Source organism: Acidovorax lacteus (assembly GCF_039540375.1).
Taxonomy (GTDB): Bacteria; Pseudomonadota; Gammaproteobacteria; order Burkholderiales; family Burkholderiaceae_C; genus Acidovorax_G; species Acidovorax_G lacteus.
Genome location: NZ_BAABEX010000009.1, coordinates 82,560 through 100,242 on the forward strand (window position 1 = coordinate 82,560; position 17,683 = coordinate 100,242).

At 64.6% G+C, this 17,683-nt stretch carries 17 protein-coding genes; 3 read left to right on the forward strand and 14 right to left on the reverse strand.

All coding sequences use genetic code 11. The features are described 5' to 3' along the window. Positions 1-204: 204 nt before the first annotated feature. From ABD866_RS07860 to ABD866_RS07915, 12 genes are all read right to left on the reverse strand, one after another. The gene (locus ABD866_RS07860) at positions 205-954 is read right to left on the reverse strand and encodes a transposase (RefSeq protein ID WP_345062930.1); all 750 of its coding nucleotides are present in this window, start codon (positions 952-954) and stop codon (positions 205-207) included. Between the two features lie 12 nt (positions 955-966). After that, on the reverse strand, positions 967-1,878 hold the full coding sequence (locus tag ABD866_RS07865; protein ID WP_345062933.1) for a class I SAM-dependent methyltransferase: 912 nt from the start codon (positions 1,876-1,878) through the stop codon (positions 967-969). After that, complete coding sequence (locus tag ABD866_RS07870; RefSeq protein ID WP_345062936.1) at positions 1,875-2,501, reverse strand: DUF1415 domain-containing protein; 627 nt, start codon at positions 2,499-2,501, stop codon at positions 1,875-1,877. Before ABD866_RS07870 ends, ABD866_RS07865 begins: the two co-directional genes overlap by 4 nt. 167 nt (positions 2,502-2,668) lie before the next feature. Continuing rightward, on the reverse strand, positions 2,669-3,853 hold the full coding sequence (locus tag ABD866_RS07875) for a deoxyguanosinetriphosphate triphosphohydrolase (RefSeq protein ID WP_345062939.1): 1,185 nt from the start codon (positions 3,851-3,853) through the stop codon (positions 2,669-2,671). Between the two features lie 65 nt (positions 3,854-3,918). Beyond that, entirely contained in the window at positions 3,919-5,043 is a 1,125-nt protein-coding gene (gene aroB / locus ABD866_RS07880) for a 3-dehydroquinate synthase (protein ID WP_345062942.1), read from the reverse strand. Positions 5,044-5,564: 521 nt separating this feature from the next. Beyond that, positions 5,565-6,122 (reverse strand): shikimate kinase, encoded by a 558-nt coding sequence (locus ABD866_RS07885; RefSeq protein WP_345062945.1) that lies wholly within the window; start codon positions 6,120-6,122, stop codon positions 5,565-5,567. 59 nt (positions 6,123-6,181) lie between these two features. After that, entirely contained in the window at positions 6,182-7,351 is a 1,170-nt protein-coding gene (locus ABD866_RS07890; protein ID WP_345062948.1) for a hypothetical protein, read from the reverse strand. 10 nt (positions 7,352-7,361) lie between these two features. Further along, complete coding sequence (locus ABD866_RS07895) at positions 7,362-9,503, reverse strand: type IV pilus secretin PilQ (protein WP_345062951.1); 2,142 nt, start codon at positions 9,501-9,503, stop codon at positions 7,362-7,364. Then, complete coding sequence (locus tag ABD866_RS07900; RefSeq protein ID WP_425549562.1) at positions 9,500-9,952, reverse strand: pilus assembly protein PilP; 453 nt, start codon at positions 9,950-9,952, stop codon at positions 9,500-9,502. The genes ABD866_RS07895 and ABD866_RS07900 overlap by 4 nt, the downstream gene beginning before the upstream one ends. An 86-nt stretch (positions 9,953-10,038) precedes the next feature. After that, a complete protein-coding gene (locus ABD866_RS07905; protein ID WP_345062954.1) occupies positions 10,039-10,701 on the reverse strand; it encodes a type IV pilus inner membrane component PilO in 663 nt (220 codons plus the stop codon). Between the two features lie 2 nt (positions 10,702-10,703). Beyond that, complete coding sequence (locus ABD866_RS07910; RefSeq protein ID WP_345062956.1) at positions 10,704-11,315, reverse strand: PilN domain-containing protein; 612 nt, start codon at positions 11,313-11,315, stop codon at positions 10,704-10,706. After that, a complete protein-coding gene (locus ABD866_RS07915; RefSeq protein ID WP_345062959.1) occupies positions 11,312-12,391 on the reverse strand; it encodes a pilus assembly protein PilM in 1,080 nt (359 codons plus the stop codon). The genes ABD866_RS07910 and ABD866_RS07915 overlap by 4 nt, the downstream gene beginning before the upstream one ends. 358 nt (positions 12,392-12,749) lie before the next feature. Here ABD866_RS07915 and ABD866_RS07920 point away from each other — a divergent pair, with 358 nt between their 5' ends. Beyond that, on the forward strand, positions 12,750-15,077 hold the full coding sequence (locus tag ABD866_RS07920; RefSeq protein ID WP_345063032.1) for a penicillin-binding protein 1A: 2,328 nt from the start codon (positions 12,750-12,752) through the stop codon (positions 15,075-15,077). A 276-nt stretch (positions 15,078-15,353) separates the two neighbouring features. Here ABD866_RS07920 and cyaY read toward each other — a convergent pair whose 3' ends face one another. Then, positions 15,354-15,683 (reverse strand): iron donor protein CyaY, encoded by a 330-nt coding sequence (cyaY, locus tag ABD866_RS07925; RefSeq protein WP_345062962.1) that lies wholly within the window; start codon positions 15,681-15,683, stop codon positions 15,354-15,356. A gap of 12 nt (positions 15,684-15,695) precedes the next feature. Here cyaY and lptM point away from each other — a divergent pair, with 12 nt between their 5' ends. Together lptM and ABD866_RS07935 are read left to right on the forward strand one after the other, a co-directional pair. Next, complete coding sequence (gene lptM, locus ABD866_RS07930; RefSeq protein WP_345062966.1) at positions 15,696-15,902, forward strand: LPS translocon maturation chaperone LptM; 207 nt, start codon at positions 15,696-15,698, stop codon at positions 15,900-15,902. 215 nt (positions 15,903-16,117) lie between these two features. After that, positions 16,118-16,945, forward strand: a complete 828-nt coding sequence (locus ABD866_RS07935) for an oxygen-binding di-iron domain-containing protein (RefSeq protein WP_345062969.1) — start codon at positions 16,118-16,120, stop codon at positions 16,943-16,945. An 84-nt stretch (positions 16,946-17,029) separates the two neighbouring features. On the opposite strand, the gene ABD866_RS07940 is transcribed toward ABD866_RS07935, so the two are convergent. After that, a complete protein-coding gene (locus ABD866_RS07940) occupies positions 17,030-17,683 on the reverse strand; it encodes a protein-methionine-sulfoxide reductase heme-binding subunit MsrQ (RefSeq protein WP_345062971.1) in 654 nt (217 codons plus the stop codon).

Sequence of the window (17,683 nt, forward strand, 5' to 3'; positions counted from 1 at the left end):
CCTCGGCGTGGGCCACGGCCATGAGGTCGCAAACGCCGCACATTCACAAGGCGTGCCAGCCCGCCCATTGGGCGATGAGGCGATCTCGGGCCTGCACTGCCAGCCGATGGCGCATGCGCCAGCGGTGAGGAGACACAAGGCGTAAGCCCGGCCCGGCAGATAGGCAGAGCGCGCCCCGCTGCGGCCCGGCCACGCCGGGGGGCTTCAGGCCTGGGGCGTCGCGCCCACGCCGTCGGTAGGCGGCGTGGGCGCATCGGCCGCCGCCGCGGCAACCCGCCGCGGGCGCCCGGGGCGGGCGCGCTGCAAGCGGCGGGGGCTGTGGGCCTGCAATTGCGCCAGAAACGCCGGACTGCCCAAGGCCCAGCCGTGCAGGGCGCTATCGGCCAGCGCCTGCCGCTCGGCCGACGAGAGACCGGCCTGCACGCGTGCGTCGTAGGCCGCCTCGCGCGCAAACGGCGTGTTGCCCAGCGCCCACCAGATGGCATGCGGTGTGAGCATGCGCTCGCTCTGCAGCCCGCGCCAGTGGCGGTGGCTGGACCAGCGGTAGTCGGCCGGTTCGGCCACCAGCCCGGCCTGCACCGGGTGCCAGTCCAGGTGCGCCATGCAAGGCAGCAGCCAAGTGTCGGCCTCGATCACGGTGGAGCGGTAGCGGCCCTCCCACAGGGTGCCGGTGCGCCCGTGGCGGCGGTTGAACTGGCGTACATAGGCCCGGCCCAGGGCCTGGATGGTGCGCGGCAGCGCCGTGGCATCGGTCGGCGTGAGCAGCAGGTGCAGGTGGTCGTCCATGAGCACATATGCGTGCAGCGCTACCTGGTGGGCGTCTGCGGCCGCCGCCAGATGTGCCAGCAGCGCGCTGCGGTCGGCATCGTCTAGTACGATGGGCTGGCGGTTGTTGCCCCGCAGGATCACGTGGTGCACCAGGCCCGGCAGGCAAAGGCGTGGCAGGCGGGCCATGGTGCGGCGGGGTCAGCGGGGCTCGGCAGCGGTGGTGGGTTCCGCCACCCCTTCAGCGGCCGGGGCCACGCCAAAGCGGTGGCCGAGCGCTGCGCGCAGGCCGAACTCGTCCAGAAGCGCCTCCAGCCGCTGCTGGGCAGAGCGCTTGCGCTGGCCGGTGTGGCGCGCCAGGATCAGCTCGTTCTTCAGGCTGTGTTCCCAGCCCACCAGCTCGGTCACCGTGACCTGGTAGCCCTGCGCTTCCAGATACAGGCAGCGCAGCACGTTGGTGAGCTGGCTGCCGATTTCGCGCGTATGCAGCGGGTGGCGCCACAGTTCGGCCAGCGGCGTACGCGCCAGTTGCAGCGCCTTGTGCTGGCGCAGGCAGGCCGCGACTTCGGCCTGGCAACAGGGCACCAGGGCCAGTGCCCGCGCGCGCTTGCGCAGCGCAAAGGCAATGGCGTCGTCGGTGGCGGTGTCACAGGCATGCAGCGCGGTCACCATGTCGATGCGTTCGGGCAGGCCGCTGGCATCGGCCGATTCGGCTGCGCTCATGTGCAGGAAGTGCATGCCGCCAAAGCCCAGGCGCTCGGCCAGCGCTGCCGAGCGCTCCACCAGTTCGGCCCGGGTTTCGATGCCGTAGATCGATCCGCGCCCGAGCGGCCGAAAGAACAGGTCGTACAGGATGAAGCCCAGGTAGGACTTGCCCGCACCATGGTCGGCCAGTACCGGGGCGTGGCCGCCCTCGGCCTGCTCGCGCAGCAGCGGCTCGATGAGCTGGAACAGGTGGTACACCTGCTTGAGCTTGCGCCGCGTGTCCTGGTTGAGCCGGCCTTCGCGCGTGAGGATGTGCAGCTCCTGCAGCAGCGCCACCGACTGTCCGGGGCGCAACTCGGGCAGCGCTTCGTGCAGCGGCGGTGCGGGCGGCGCAGCGCGGCGGCTCATGCCTGGCCTTTGGGGTGGCCCGGCTCGGCGGTGGCGGCGTGCCGGCTGGCACCCGGGCCCACGTCGAGCGCGGCCCAGCCGGCTGGCCCGAGGTCGGCCAGCACCTGCATGTTGCGCTCGTAGATGGTTTCGGCTTCGGGGAAAGCCTCGACCGCGCGGTCGATGCTGTCCTCACGCAGCAGGTGCAGCGTGGGGTACGGCGCCTGGTTGGTGGCGTTGGTCACGTCGTCGGGCTCGGTCTCGGCGAACTGGAAGCGCGGATGGAAGCTCGCGATCTGCAGTTCGCCGCCCAGGTCCAGGTCTTCGAGCAGCGCGTCGGCGTCTTCGAGGAAGTCGTTGAAATCGAGGAAGTCCTCAAACAGCCGCGGCAGCATGAGCAGCGTGGTGTCGCGTTCGTCGGCGGGCGTGGCCTGCAGGGCCAGCAGCTCGCGCTGCAGGTCTTCTAGCACGGCGCGCGGCGTGGTGGCCTCGCTCACCACGTAATGGATCTGGCCCTTGGTGTGCACCGCTTTGGCAAACGGGCAGAGGTTCAGGCCGATCACCGCCCGTTCGAGCCAGCGCACCATGTCGGCCACCACGGTGGCGTGCGAAGGGGTGGCGTCGGGGGCGGTGTCAGCGGTCATGGTGTGCGGGAATGTGCAAGGAGACGGCGCAGCGTGGCGCGTGGGCCGGGCGGCCGGGCCAGGGCGCCTGTGGCGAAAGGCTCTGGATTTTACGCCCCGCCCCGCGCGGCCCCGCAGCCCCAGCACCGCCACCGAGGGCACAGCACGCAGGTCGCAACGCTGCGGCCTCAGGTGTCGAGCAGGCGCCGCCCGGTCAGGCGGTGGTGTTCGCGCAGTGCAAAGCGGTCGGTCATGCCCGCGATGAAGTCGGCCACGCTGCGGGCCGCCTGCGCGGGCTCGGCTCCTTGCGCCGCCGCCGCATACGCGGGCTTCATTTCGCCAGGCGTGTGCAGGTAGGCGGCAAACAGCTCGCGCACCACCTGCTGCGCGAGAGCCGTGGTGTCCATCACCTGCGGGTGGCGGTACAGATTGCGGAACAAAAAGCGCTTGAGGACGTGCGATGCCTCGCGCATGGCGGGGCTGAAGCCGACCAGTGGACCTGCGCGGCGTGCGGCGTCGGGCGACGCCACGCCTGCGGCTTGCAGCGCAGCGCGCGTGTGGTCGATCACGTCGTACACCTGCGCGCTGAGCATGCGGCGGATCGACTCGTACAGCCAACGGCGGCGCAGGCCGGCCGCGCCCAGCTGTGGGTGGGCGGCCAGGGCTTCGGCCTTGAAGCGCGTGAACAGGGCCACATCGTCCAGCTGCTCGAGCGTGATGAGCCCCGAGCGCACGCCGTCGTCGATGTCGTGCGCGTTGTAGGCAATCTCGTCGGCGAGGTTGCACAGCTGGGCCTCCAGGCTGGGCTGCTCGCGCCGCAGAAAGCGTGCGCCCACGCCGCCAGGCTCGGTCTGCTCCAGCGCTTCGGCATGCGCGCGCGAGCAGTGCTTGAGGATGCCCTCGCGCGTCTCGAACGTCAGGTTCAGCCCGTTGTAGTCGGGGTAGCGCTCTTCGAGCGCATCGACCACGCGCAGGCTCTGCAGGTTGTGCTCAAAGCCGCCCCAGTCGTGCATGCAGCTGTGCAGTGCGTCCTGCCCCGCATGGCCAAACGGTGTGTGCCCCAGGTCGTGGGCCAGCGAGATGGCCTCGACCAGGTCTTCGTTGAGCTGCAGCGAGCGTGCGATGGACCGGCCAAGCTGCGCGACTTCGAGCGAATGGGTCAGGCGCGTGCGGAACAGGTCGCCCTCGTGGTTGAGGAACACCTGCGTTTTGTAGACCAGCCGCCGGAAGGCCGTGGAATGCACGATGCGATCGCGGTCACGCTGGTATTCGGTGCGCGTGGGCGCTGGAACTTCCGGGTGGCGACGGCCGCGGCTGTGCGCCGGATGGCAGGCATAGGCCGCCAGCACACCGGCTCCGGCACTGGATGCCAAATCAGGCTGTGAAGCAGCGAAATTAAGCACGAACAGCTATCAAATTAATAGCATTCAAGGCAGTGTCAATCGGCGCAGCAGGCGTCAATGACCTCGCGCACCAGCGCATCTGGGGCTTCGCGCACCTCGGCGCGGCCCGGTTCGGCAATCACCACGAAGCGGATGGAGCCCGCCTCGGACTTCTTGTCCAGGCGCATCCAGGCCAGGTAGCGGCCCGCGTTGTCGTCGGCATCGATCACCGGCGCGCGGGTGGGCAGGCCCGCGCGGGCCACCAGCGCACGCAGGCGCTGCACGAATGGCGCGTCGACCAGCCCCAGGCGGTGCGACAGCTCGGCCGCCATGCACATGCCCGCGCCCACGGCTTCGCCATGAAGCCACACGCCATAGCCCATGCCCGCCTCGATGGCATGGCCGAAGGTGTGGCCAAAGTTGAGGATGGCGCGCAGGCCGGATTCGGTTTCGTCTGCGCCCACCACCGCGGCTTTGATCTCGCAGCTGCGGCGCACCGCGGTGCGCAGCGCGTCGGCGTCCAGCGCGACCAGTTGGTCCATGGCGCCCTCGAGCCAGTCAAAAAACGCCATGTCGGCGATGGGCCCGTACTTGATCACCTCGGCCAGGCCCGCGCTGCGCTCCCGCGCGGGCAGAGTGCGCAGGGTATCCAGATCGCACAGCACACGGCGTGGTTGGTAAAACGCGCCGATCATGTTTTTGCCCAGCGGATGGTTGATGGCCGTCTTGCCACCCACCGACGAATCCACCTGCGCCAGCAGCGTGGTCGGAATCTGCACGAAGGGCACGCCGCGCATGTAGCTGGCGGCGGCAAAACCCGTCATGTCGCCCACCACACCGCCCCCCAGTGCGTACAGCACGGTCTTGCGGTCGCACCCGTGCTCCAGCAGCGTGTCAAAAATGCGCTGCAGCGTCTGCCAGTTCTTGTGCTCTTCGCCATCGGGCAGCAGCACCTCGTGCACCTGGCGATGCCGCTCGTGCAACGCGGCACGCACGGGTGCGAGCCACAGTGGCGCCACCGTGGTGTTGGTGACCACCACGGCGGCGGACGATGCAGGCAGGCCCTCGTACGAAGAGGCCTGCGCCAGCAGGTCCGCTCCGATGCAGATGTCGTAACTGCGCGCCCCCAGGTCAAGGGCAACGCGTTCAGTCGTGAGAGTCAATGGGGCGGTCAAGCTCATGTGGGGTGTTCGGGCTGCAGGGTAAGAAGCGGGAGGCAGGGCCTGGGACCGGTTCTTAGCGTCTGGCGGTCAGCCGTTCACCAACAGCGGCAATAGCACGCACCGGCGAAGGCTCTTCAGAACTCATCTCGCACGGCGCCATACGCCACACACCCTCCGGACCCATCGGTCGATCGCCATTGTGCATGAGCACACAGCGCCATCAGGCGGCCCTTGGCACGGTCTGACCGTCCCGATGACGATCCCTGGCTTTCCAGCACGCGGAGACTTCATGAGCGGCCTGGTCGGTACGACACGGCCCTCGATCCTCTCGCCACGCTCGGTGCGGATGGGGGAGGCCATCCCCCGAGCCGAACGGCGCCTGCGGAAAGCAGCAGAAACCCGCGGAGCCCCGGCGGCCAAAGCAGGGGCTTGGGGTGTTCGGCGTGGGGCTGTGGCCCATCAAGCGGGCCGTCTTACGACCTTGCCGCAGGGATGCGCATGGCCAATGGCCGCTCTCGCGGCATGAAAGCCCCGGCGTCTCAGCCCGCCTCAGGGCCCACTGGAGACTCTTCGGACGCGCCGAGCTCTAGTTGCATGAGCAGTGTGTTGACGAGCGAGGACACCGTAGGCCGCCCGGTCTCCATCACATAGCGCGCCACCTCGCGGTACAGCGGATCGCGGTCCCGGTACAGTTCCTTGAGCTTGGCCAGCGGATCGGCCACCTGCATCAGCGGTCGACTGTCGTCGTGCGCAATGCGGCGGTGGATCTCTTCGGGCACCGCATGCAGGTACACCACAGGCGGACCCGCCTTCAGCAAGGCGCGGTTGTCGGGCCGCACCACAGCCCCGCCACCTGTTGACAGCACATAGGGTGCAGGGCGCCGCAACAGGTCCGCAAGGATCTGGGTTTCCAGGTCCCGGAAGGCAGGTTCGCCGTGCTGCTGGAAGAACTGCTTGATCGAGCATCCGATCTCTCGCTCGATCGCATGGTCGCAGTCCAGGAACGTGCCCCCCATGCGGCGGGCCAACTGACGGCCAATCGTGGTCTTGCCAGAACCAGGCATACCCACGAGCACACAGCGCAAATGCTTGTTCATAGGATGAAAAAACCCCGCCGAGGCGGGGTTGTGGGATACATGATCCAGAGATCGCTCCATCAGGGGCAGGCAGCACCCGTGTCGCGGATGACCAGCGTGGCGTTCTTGGCCACACCGGTCTGATCAAACACCTGCACCACGATGGTCTGGTCACCCGTCACGCAACGGTTGCCCTGCGAGCCCACCTTCAGCGTCAGTTTGGTGTTGTCCGAAGAGATCTCCGGACGAACCAGGGTCTGGTTGGCAAGCGGCACCACCGGAATGAACGGAGGCACACCGTCGCCCAGCGTGTACACGACATCGGCTGTGCTGGTATCCGCCACTTCCTGGCTCGGCGGCGTGATGATCAATGGCGTGGACTGGATCGCAGTGGCCGTGACCCCCACGGTCTTGGTGGCGCCGGTGGCATCACGCACCACGAGGCTTGTGCTTCCAACGAGGAGGAGCTGGACGGTTAGGGTGCGGCCGCTGACCGAAGCCGTAGCAACACTCGGGCTGTTGGACAGCACGGTGTACGGAGCGACGCCGCCCTTGATGTCAAACACGAGAGACGAACCAACGCGCCCCGAGCCCGAGGCTGGTGTCACCTCCAGTTCGACCACAGGCGCCGAGCGAACCTCCACGTTGATCGTGACCTTGGCGCCGACGGCGTCGGTGACCTGAACGGTCGTGCTGCCTGCGGCGACGCCGGTGATGGTGTATTGACCGCTGCTGTTGCCCGAAATTGTCGCGACGCCGTTGTTGGCAGACGAGTACGTGTACGGAGCAAAGCCACTCGATACCACGCCCGAACGGGTTTCGTTCGGAAGCAGCACGATAGAACCCGGAATCGTGTTGTTCAGCGGGATCGTGAAGGTAGACACCTGAATCTCGACGGTCTTGATGCCGTTTTTGTCGGTGAACCATGCCTTGGGCGTCGTTCCCCCGGCGGTACCGGTGCTGCCGCTGTCGATCGCCGCCAGTGCACGAATTTGCATGATGTTCCCGTCCACCAGCGTGACGCTGATGGCCGGATGGTTCGAAAACACTGCGTAGGGACGATCGCCGCCGCGAATTTCAACCGCCGCATAGCCAGCACCGACGGGCACGGTCACAGCACTGATGGGGGGATACACCCGCAATTGGGCGTCGCCAGTCTGATTTCCAGGAAGGCCGCCGCCTCCGCCACAGGCGCTAAGAAACGCCGCCACCATCACCATCCAGAATTTATAAATTTTCAACATTTGCATTACCCCAGCATTAACGGGTCGGACCGCGATCAGAAATCACCTTCGGGGTGATAAACACCAGCATTTCCTGCTTGTTGGTCGAACGGGTACGGGTTTTGAAGAGATTCCCCACACCCGGAATATCGCCCAGCAGCGGCACCTTGGCTTCGGTATTGTCTTCAAACAGCTCGAAAATACCGCCGATCACCACTGTACCGCCATTTTCAACCAGCACCTGGGTCTTGATGTGCTTGGTATTGATGGCCCGTACGTTGTTCAGCACTTCACCCGGGCTGTCCTTGTTGACATCGAGGTCGAGGATGATGTTGCCTTCCGGCGTGATTTGCGGCGTCACCTCCAGCTTGAGCACCGCCTTCTTGAAGGCGATCACGGTACCGCCGTTGGGAGCCGTTACGGGATACGGGAATTCAGTACCCTGCTCAATCGAAGCTTTCGTCTGATCGGCCGTAACCACCCGGGGGCTCGACACGATCTTGCCTTTGCCATCGGCCTCCATGGCAGAAATCTCAAGATTGAGGAAGCGATTGGCGGCAGAGTTGAAGATAGAGATGGCGAAGCTCGACGGGTCGTACCCGCCAACCGCTGTGGCAGGTAGGTTCACGAACGTACCGCTCGTGTTCACCGCGCCGCCCGCACCACTGGTGGCCACCGCGTTGGTATAGCTGGATCCGAACGCGATTCGGTTGTAGCCACCCAGCGTGTACCCTGCATCGCCGCCGCGGGCCGCGCGGAGGTCAGTACCCCCGAGGCGCACGCCCAGGGAGCGGCCAAAGGTATCAGATGCCTCGACGATGCGGGCTTCGATCATCACCTGGCGTACCGCGACATCCAGCTTCGCCAGCAGCTGACGCACCTCTTCCAGCTTGGCGGGCGTGTCGGTCACGAAAATCTGGTTGGTACGAGGCTCGGAGATCGCGGAGCCTCGCTCAGACAGAAAACGTGTGCTGGTGCTGCTAGCCCCCGAATTGGTGGTTGCCAGCTGCGCCACGATATCTGCCGCCTTGGCGTAGTTGAGTTGAAAAGCCTGCGTGCGAAGCGGTTCGAGCTTCTGGATCGCCTGAGCGGCTTCGAAGTCTTTCTTGATGCGCGCGTCGATTTCATCCTTGGGCGCAATCCACAAGACGGTACCCGTCTTGCGCATGCCTAGACCCTTGGCATCCATGATGATCTGCAGGGCTTGGTCCCAGGGTACATCTTTCAAACGCAGCGTCAGGGCACCCGTCACGGTGTCTGAGGTGACGATGTTGAAATTCGTGAAGTCGGCAATCACCTGCAACAGCGAACGCACCTCAATATTCTGGAAGTTCAGCGACAGCTTCTCGCCGCTGAATCCGGGCCCCTGGGTCAACTTGTTGAGATCCACCTTCTTTTGGCGCACCTCCACCACAAACTGGCTGTCGCTTTGGTAGGCGCTGTGCTCCCAATCACCAACAGGCTCGATCACCATGCGCACGCGATCGCCTTGCTGGGTGGACGTGATCATCTGCACAGGCGTACCGAAGTCTCCCACATCCAGACGGCGGCGCAGCCCCTCGGGCAAAGAGGAGTGCAGGAACTCCACGATCAGATTCTTGCCTTGCTGGCGCAGATCGACCCCCACCTGGTTGTTGGGAAGGCTTACGACCACGCGCCCGGCGCCATCAGCAGAGCGGCGGAAGTCCACATCCTTGAGCGGACTGGTCTCGACGGCGCCCGCTTCGGGGAATGTGACATTTTGGGCAGGCGGCTGTGTCGCCACCGAAGCGGTGACCGTCGGTTCCAGCGTCACCAGCACCGACCGACCCTGCAGCTCTGCCCGGTAGGCCGTGGCCTGCTTGAGATTAAGCACGATCCGCGAGCGGTCGCCCGCTTGAACGATGTTCACAGAGCGCAGGTTGCCCTGGTTGACCTCCACCGCAGACCGCCCTACGGAGTTCACTGCACCCGGAAAATCTAGTGCGATGCGGGCCGGAGACTGGATCGCAAAACCTGTCGGTGGCGCAGACAACGCTTGCGACAAATCGATCCGTACGACTTCCACCCCGCCCTGCAATCCCCCGGTCACCGACTCGATGGCGACCTGGGCCAAACTCCAGGTGGACACCAGCGCTCCGGCCAATGTCACCGCAACGACGCGGCAGCGCCGAGCGAACCAGCCTTTATATGTTGTCATCTCTTCCCCTCTTGCAGGTCTAGCGTAGCGGAGCGCTCAATCCAGTCACCGGTGGCGTCCTGCACGATCTCACGCAATTGAATCGAAGTCTCGGTGATCCGAGTGATCTTGCCGTAGTTCGGCCCCAGATAGTTTCCGACCCGCACCTGATAGATCAGGTTGTCCACACGGAGCAAGGCAGTGGGCGAACCAGCCTTGTCCAGGCTGCCCACCATGCTCATGGCGTCCAGTGGATAGGACTCCAGAGGCTCCTTGCGGCGGTTCATCTCGGGCGCAATAAGCGCCGCATTGGTGGCGACTTGCGCGGACTCGCGCTTGAGCGCCTGGGTCAACTTGAGCTGATTGAAAGGCTCCAACCCGTCCTCGGCGGTGTACGCCTGGGGCTTAAATTGCTTGGGTTCGCTCAATGGAGTCACGCGCGGCTTGGTATTCGCCCGCTGCTCGGACATCCATTGCTGAAGGTCGGTGTCACCGGAGGACAGACACCCAGTCAGAGCGAGCGCCACAGGCAACAGGATCCAGAAACCGTTGCGATTCACTTCGCACCTCCCGCCTGCTTCTGCGCTTGGATCTCTTCTGGATCCAGATAGCGGAACGTCCGCGCCGTCGCGTCCATCGACAGCGTCGCGGGATCCTTGCCCGACGGCACGATCGAGATGTTGTTGATGGTCACGATTCGGGACAGATGCGCAACATCGGCGGCGAAGGAGCCGATGTCGTGGTACTTGCCTGTCACGCGCACGGTGATCGGCAACTCTGCGTAATAGTCACGCACCACCACCTGCCCCGGACGGAACAATTCGAACTGCAAACTCCGCCCCAGACCCGCCTGGTTGATGTCAGACAGCAGCGCCGCCATCTCAGCCTTGCTGGGCAACTGCTTCTCGAGCTGGATCACGTACTGCTGAATCTGCTCACGCTGCTTCTTGAGGGCCTCAAGGCTCACAGCCTTGACGAGCTTCTTCTGGTAGTCCTCTTTGAGTGCAACCTCCTGGGCACGCTCAGCCTGAAGCTCGACCTCATAGTCCGTGAGCTTCGCGAACCACGCTGCGGTGGCCACGCCAACCGTGATGGCCACGCACAGCAGCACCTTCGGCACCACCGGCCACACCGATGGGTCGTTGGGGTCCAGATTGCGGAACTGACGCTGCAAAAACTGCTGCAGCGCCTGAAAATCGATGGAAGGTTTCTTCGCCATGCTTATCGTCCCGAGGCAGGCGCACTGGCTGCGTCCAGCGCCTTCTGGGCTTCGCTGGACCGCAGCAACTGGAACCGCAAATTGAAGGCTGCCACGCGACGCTGGTCACGTTGCGACAGGGCCACGTTGTTCGCAACGATCTCGACCAACTCCGGCTTGGAGAACCATGGCGACCCGGAAGACAGGTTGCGCAACATCTCCGAAATGCGTTCGTTCGACTGGGCCATGCCCTGCATCGAAATAGACTGGCCCGTCTGGCGCAGGCTGGTGATGTACACGCCGTCAGGCAGGTTCTGGACCAGTTCGTTGAGCAGATGGACCGGCAGATTGCGGTCGGCCTGCAGGTCTTCTACCGCCTTCTGGCGGGCCTTGAGCGCGGCAATTTCGTCTTCGATGGAGGCAATTTCCTTGATCTGCCCCTCCAGCACCTTGATCTCCTGCTGCAGGAACGCATTGCGCTGCTGCTGGTCGGCAATCATCATCTGGAACCACCAGTAGATCGCCCCGGCGATCAAGAGACCACCCAGGAAAGAGGCAAACATCGTGGCTTGAAACGCCTCACGGCGGCGCTTTCGCGCCGCCTCACGATGGGGAAGTAGGTTGATGAGGATCACTGCAGAAACCTCCGCATCGCGAGTCCGCATGAGGTCAGGTACGACGGCGCCTCACGCACCATCTTCTTGATGCGCACGGCACTGCCGATCTCCATACCGTCAAACGGGTTGAGGGTGCTGCAGGCAAACCCTGTCTGCTGGGTCACCGCCTCGGTCAGTCCGGGCAGCGGCGCCGACCCGCCGGCCAGCATGATGTGGTCAACGCGATTGTGCGGTGTGCTGGTGAAGAAAAACTGCAGCGCTCGGCCGATTTCCTGGGCCATGCTGTCCACAAACGGGCGTAGCACTGCCGATTGGTAGTCCTCCGGCAGATCGCCATTGCGCTTCTTGCTCTCAGCCTCTTCGACCGAGAAACAGTATTGGCGCACGATGAGCTGGGTCCGCTGCGCACCGCCGAAGGCTTGGTCTCGGTCATAAAGCACTTCCTCGTTGCGGATCACCTGCATGCTGGTGGTCAGGGCGCCCACTTCAAACAGCGCGACCATGCTGTCCACGCCCTTGTTGGGCAAGGCATCGATCAGACGCCCCGCGGCAAGGCGCGAGGCATTGGATTCAATGTCTACGATCACCGGCTTGAGTCCGGCAGCCTCTGCCAGCCCCTGGCGGTCTTGCACTTTTTCACGCCGGGATGCGGCGATGAGAACATCCACATCCCCCGGAGCGTTGCGGCTGGGACCGATCACACAAAAGTCCAGGCTCACTTCTTCCAATGAAAAAGGGATGTACTGGTTGGCTTCCGATTCGACCTGGACTTCCAGCTCCTGATCGCTGAGTCCCCCGGGCAGCGTGATCCGCTTCGTGATCACCGCCGAGGGCGGCAGCGCCAACGCGACGTTTTTCGTCCGTGTGCCGCTTTTCTTGACCACGCGCCGCAGCGCCTCGGCCACCTCGTCGAACTTTTCGATGTTGCCGTCCGTAATCCAGCCGCGTTCCAGCGGCTCGATGGCACAGCGCTCGAGAACCAAGCCACCCGCCTTGTCCCGGCCGAGTTCCACCAGCTTGACGCTGGACGAACTGATGTCGATGCCGATGAGCGGAGGAGACTGGCGACTGAACAAAGACCCCAGTGAGATCAAGATTGGTCCCCTGTAACTTGCCTAAATGACGCAACAAAACTTAACACTTCACATGAATGCTATCAGTAAGAGTGTTCTCCAGCAAAGACATTTGGCCGTTTCGAGGCCTCGAGGCGTTGTCAAAAGCAGACGCAGCCGCGAGGCTCCAACCCCTGCCCAAAACGCCAGAATGAGGGGCTGCGGACCGAAAATGCGCCGGGTCAGACCTGCGCAAGAGAGGCAAACCCAAGGGATTTTTATAATGCCCAATCTCTAGCACTGGAGCGGTATGTCGCGCGCCCCCTCTTCCCCCAAGAAAACCTCCCCAGACGACCGCTCTGGCGCCACGTCGAGCCAGCGCCCCGTGTGGCTTCGCTGGATGATCCGCCTGGTCGCTTGGGGTGTAGGTCTTGGAACTGCGGCGGTTCTGGCCGTGCTGCTAACGGTGGCCGTGGCCTTGGCCGTGGCCTATCCCAACCTGCCCGATGTCTCCGATCTGGCCGACTACCGGCCCAAGCTGCCTATGCGCGTGTACTCGTCCGAAGGTGCACTCCTGGGTGAATTCGGGGAAGAGCGGCGAAACCTGACGCCGATCAACGAGATACCGCAGGTCATGAAGGACGCAGTCCTAGCGATTGAGGACGCGCGCTTCTTCCAGCACGGAGGCGTCGACTACAAGGGCATGGTGCGCGCGGCGCTGGCCAACCTGGGCCGGGTGAAAAGCCAGGGCGCATCCACCATCACCATGCAGGTGGCGCGCAATGTGTATCTCTCTTCAGAGAAAACATTTACCCGGAAAATTTACGAAATATTACTAACATTCAAACTCGAGCATCTGCTCACGAAAGACCAGATTCTTGAGATTTACATGAACCAGATTTTTCTGGGTAATCGGGCTTACGGATTTGCTGCCGCGTCCGAAGCCTATTTTGGAAAACCACTTAAAAACGTCAGCATTGCCGAGGCAGCCATGCTCGCGGGCCTGCCCAAGGCGCCCTCGGCCTACAACCCCATCAGCAATCCCAAGCGCGCACGTATCCGGCAACTGCACATCATCGACCGCATGGAGGACAACGGCTTCATTACGGCCGAGCAGGCCGCGGCCGCCAAGAAGGAAGAGCTCAAGATCCGCACCGGCCCGGACACCAGCCGTGTGCACGCAGAGTACGTGGCCGAAATGGCGCGCCAGCTCATCTTCAACCAATACGGCAGCGAAGCATATACACGCGGCCTGAACGTGTACACCACACTGAATGCTGGCGAGCAGGAAGCCGCTTACATCGCGCTGCGCAAAGGCATCATGGATTACGAAAGGCGCCAGCAGTACCGCGGACCAGAGCGCTTCGTGACGCTTCCGGCTGCCGCCGCTGAAGCGGAAGAAATGATCGACGACGTGCTGGCCAACCATCCTGACAACGGTGACGTCATGGCTGCTGTGGTGCTGGAGGCCTCGCCCAAACGCATTCTGGCGGCCCGAAGCAACGGGGACACGGTCGAGATCACGGGAGAGGGTCTCAAGCCCGCTCAGTCCGGGCTGAGCGAAAAGGCTGCGCCCAATATCCGGATCCGCCGCGGTGCGGTGATCCGCGTGGTGCGCACGCCCAAGAACACCTGGGAGATCACCCAGTTGCCGGAAGTCGAAGGCGCATTTGTGGCGCTCGACCCTCGAACTGGCGGCATCCGTGCGCTGGTGGGTGGCTTCGACTTCGACAAGAACAAGTTCAACCACGTCTCGCAGGCCTGGCGCCAACCAGGATCGAGCTTCAAGCCCTTCATTTATTCGGCCGCACTAGAAAAGGGGTTCACGCCAGCCACGCTCGTCAACGACGCGCCACTGTTCTTCGATGCGGGCGTGACCGGCGGCCAGCCCTGGGAACCCAAAAACTACGACGGAAAGTTCGACGGGCCGATGACGCTGCGCACGGCCCTGGCCAAATCCAAAAACATGGTGTCCATCCGGGTGCTGCAGTCGGTAGGCACCAAGACAGCGCAAGACTGGGTGACGCGCTTCGGATTTGAAGCCGAAAAGCACCCGGCGTACCTCACCATGGCGTTGGGCGCAGGCTCGGTCACGCCACTGCAGATGGCGACTGGGTACGCCGTGTTTGCCAATGGTGGCCACCGCATCAACCCCTGGCTGATCAGCCGCGTGACGGATCACAAGGGCCGGGTGCTGTCAGAAGTCACGCCCCCGGTGCTGGCCGATCAACCCCGCGCCATCGAGCCCCGCAACGCTTTTGTCATGAACAGCCTGCTGCAGGAAATCACCCGCTCGGGTACGGCCGCGCGTGCGCAAGCCACCCTCAAGCGCCCCGATCTGTACGGCAAGACTGGCACCACCAACGATTCCGTGGACGCCTGGTTTGCCGGTTTTCACCCGACTGTGGTGGCCGTGACCTGGATCGGCTACGACACGCCGCGCAACCTGGGCAGCCGCGAGACGGGCGGCGGTCTGAGCCTGCCGGTCTGGATCTCGTTCATGGAAAAAGCCCTCAAGGGCGTGCCCGTGATGGAACAGCCCGTGCCAGAAGGCGTGGTGAACATCGGCGGCGAATGGTTCTATGAGGAGTACGCGCGCAACAGCGGCGTCTCCAGCCTGGGCATGGAAGATGCACGCGCCCCGGGTGGCTCCGCACCGGCGGTGGCACCCGCCGCACCTCCGCCCGCCGAGGAACGCAACCGCATTCTGGAGCTGTTCCGCAACTAGGCTTCGCAACGCGCCCGTGTGCCGTACGCGGAGCGTGTTGCTAGGGCTGCATGACAAGGGCGCTGGACGCGCACCGGACGCCAAGCCTTTACGCCCAGCTGCCGCCGAAGCGCGCCGCTGTACCGGGACACGACACCACGAGCCTATCGGTCGCTCTGGCGTCCGGTGCGCCTGCCTGACCGCCCTTTGCTCCCACCCAGGCCCCACACGCGTACCGTTGGGGCTCCCTTCTGTGCACACGCAGGGGCCCGCATGGGCAGCCGGCTTCAGGCGGACTCAGGGGTGGAACTGCAGGTCCAGTCCCGATTGCTCCGAGGCCGCACGGCTGAGCGCGGCGAAGAACTCATCACCGCCCTTGGTGTCGCGCCAAGTGCCCTCGACATGACGGTAGTGGTAACCGCCAGACTTGGCCGCCATCCACACCTCGTGCAGCGGGCGCTGCAGGTTGATCACGATCTGGCTGCGGTTCGGAAAGGTGAGCGTGACCATGCCCCCGGTGCGCTGGTTGTCGATGTCGGCGTCGGTCTCGTCGTTGAGCGCATCGCAGCCTGCCTCTACGGCACGCAGCAGGCGCTCGGCAAGATCCATGAATTCGAGGTCGGTCATTAGAATCCGGGCATGTCCAAAGCTGCGCGAATTCTAGTCACGGCCGGTATCCTCGTTGCCGGGGGGGCCTCCTTGGGCGGCTGCGGCCAGCGGGGCCCGCTGTACCTGCCCCAAGGGCCCGAAGCGGCCCAACGCGCCACCCTGCCGCAGACGCTGGACCCCATACGCAACGCGCCCGCCCCAGCCACACCTGCGGTCCCCGCCAGCGCGCCGCGCTGAAGCCAGCCCACGGTACCGGAGAGAACCGGCGCCCCGCAGGTGCGTGGTGCGCCCGCCCGCGTTCCGCAACGGGTCGGCACCGCCCACCGCAGCGTGGCCAAGCAGCCACAACCGCTCCGTGGTTGCACAGAGCGCGCAGAGCTTGATATCCATCAAGCTCCTGCCTGTGAACGCCACCTACAGTCGGTGCCTTTCCACCCTGCACCTGTACTGCCATGGCCATCGAACTCTACCGGGACAAGAACCACGCCTGCCTGATGTTCACCGACCTCATTGAGGAGGACGGCCAGGCGGTGCAGGCCAACCAGTTCCTGATCGTGGACGACGACACGGGCGCCATCATCGACCCGGGCGGCAATCTGGCGTTCAACGAGCTGTTCATGGGCATGACCAAGCACTTCCCGCCACACAAGCTCTCGTACCTGATCGCTTCGCACGCCGATCCAGACATCATCGCTTCGCTCGACCGCTGGATGACCAGCACCAAGGCCTCGCTCGTGATCTCGCGCGTGTGGGAGCGCTTTGCGCCGCACTTCACCAAGGTGGGCAAGACAGAAAACCGTGTGATCGGGGTGCCCGACAGTGGCGGACACCTGCCCCTGGGTCGGCACGAGCTGGTGCTGCTGCCCGCGCACTTCATGCACTCGGAAGGCAATTTCCATTTCTACGACCCGGTCAGCCGCATCCTGTTCACCGGGGACCTGGGGGTGTCGCTGATGTCGGGCACCGAAGCGCAGAAGCCCATCACGGACCTCAAGCCCCATATTCCGCGTATGGAAGGGTTTCACCGCCGCTACATGGTGTCGAACAAGATCCTGCGGCTGTGGGTGCGCATGGCGCGCCAGCTCGACATTGCGATGCTGGTGCCGCAGCATGGTGCGCCGATTCTGGGCAAGCCGGCCATCCAGGACTTCTTCGACTGGATCGAAAGCCTGATGTGCGGCATCGACCTGTTCGACGACCGCGCCTACCAGCTTCCCACCGCCTACATCGACCCCGTCACACGGCAGATGCGGCCCGCGCTGCGGGCTGTGGGGGCCTGAACTGGTCCCGAAAACACGCGTCAAATTGCTTGCTCGTGCTTAAGAACCAAGCACGAGCCGCTATCAATAGCATAGCAAACAGCCCTAAGCGACCATCCTGGGAGGCCGCAGGCGCTGCCACAGCCGCCAGCCCAGCAGCCCGCCCAGCACAGCGGCGTACACCGCCACCTCGCCCACCAGGTTTTTGCCTGCGCGCATCCACAAGAAATGCAGCACGGCCAGCACCGCCACGGCATATACGCTGCGGTGCAGCGCCTGCCAGCGCCGCCCCCCCAGGGCGCGGGCTACGCGCCGCGGCGACGTGACCGCCAGCGCCGCCAGCAGCAGCCAGGCCAGCATGCCCACCAGAATGAACGGGCGCTTGGCCACGTCGAGCAGCAACTCGCCCAGGTCCAGCCCCATGTCGAAGGTGGCGTAGCAGGCCAGATGCAGGCTGGCATAAAAGAACACGAACAGGCCCAGCAGCCGCCGGTACTGCGCCAGCTGCGGTGTGCGCGTCAGCACCCGCAGCGGCGTGACCGCCAGCGCCACACACAACGCGCGCAGGGCCCAGTCGCCAGTGTCGCGGATCAGCGCCTCCGCCGGGTTCGGGCCCAGGCGGTCGAGCACAGCGGCGGCCACCAGCCACGCCGCCGGGGCCAGCCACACCAGCCAGACCAAGGGCTTGGCGGCCGGGTGCAGCAACGCCTGCCGCCAGCCCGCGTGGGCCGCACGCTGCGGGGCCTGGGGCCGGGCCAT